The organism is Vibrio sp. 10N.261.55.A10, from assembly GCF_041470825.1.
GTDB classification, from domain to species: Bacteria; Pseudomonadota; Gammaproteobacteria; order Enterobacterales; family Vibrionaceae; genus Vibrio; species Vibrio crassostreae_C.
In genome coordinates, this window is the sequence record NZ_JBFRNC010000095.1 from 445 (window position 1) to 932 (window position 488).

General features: G+C 43.6%; 1 protein-coding gene. It reads right to left on the reverse strand.

The genetic code is table 11. The features are described 5' to 3' along the window. Positions 1-488 (reverse strand): transposase (locus AB4274_RS21490; protein ID WP_372113200.1); only part of this gene is annotated, 488 nt, incomplete at both ends.

The window sequence follows — 488 nt, forward strand, 5'->3', positions numbered from 1 at the left end:
GTATCTCGATACCCATACCCCATTCGCTTGATTAGCTTTATCTTGTTGTTTATCCCTTCTAGGGTGCAGGTGTTTAGCGGATAACTTGCCGATGCGATAATACCGTGAAGATAAGGACTCAGTTTTCGTGCGAACTCTTTCAATGGCTTAATTCCACTCTCTTGTACTTGTGCCCACCAAGCCTCCCAGAGCCCTTTAGCATGTGCTTCTGATTCACAATACCAAAGCTCTTTGAGTTGTGCCCCGAGTATATAAGTGGTCATTAAGTCCTTATTGATATTCAATATTTCTGTAAGATAGCTGTCTTGCCGTGGATTTAAGTTGCCTCTATTTTTCAACAACACCCAGCGTGAGCGCTTGACCCATTGCCTCGCTTTTTTATCTTGCTTGAGTTTGTTGGCTTGGTCGACTCTGACTCTATCCATTACCTCACGACCGAACTTAGCAACAACATGGAATAAGTCGTAAACGATTTTTGCGTTCGGGCA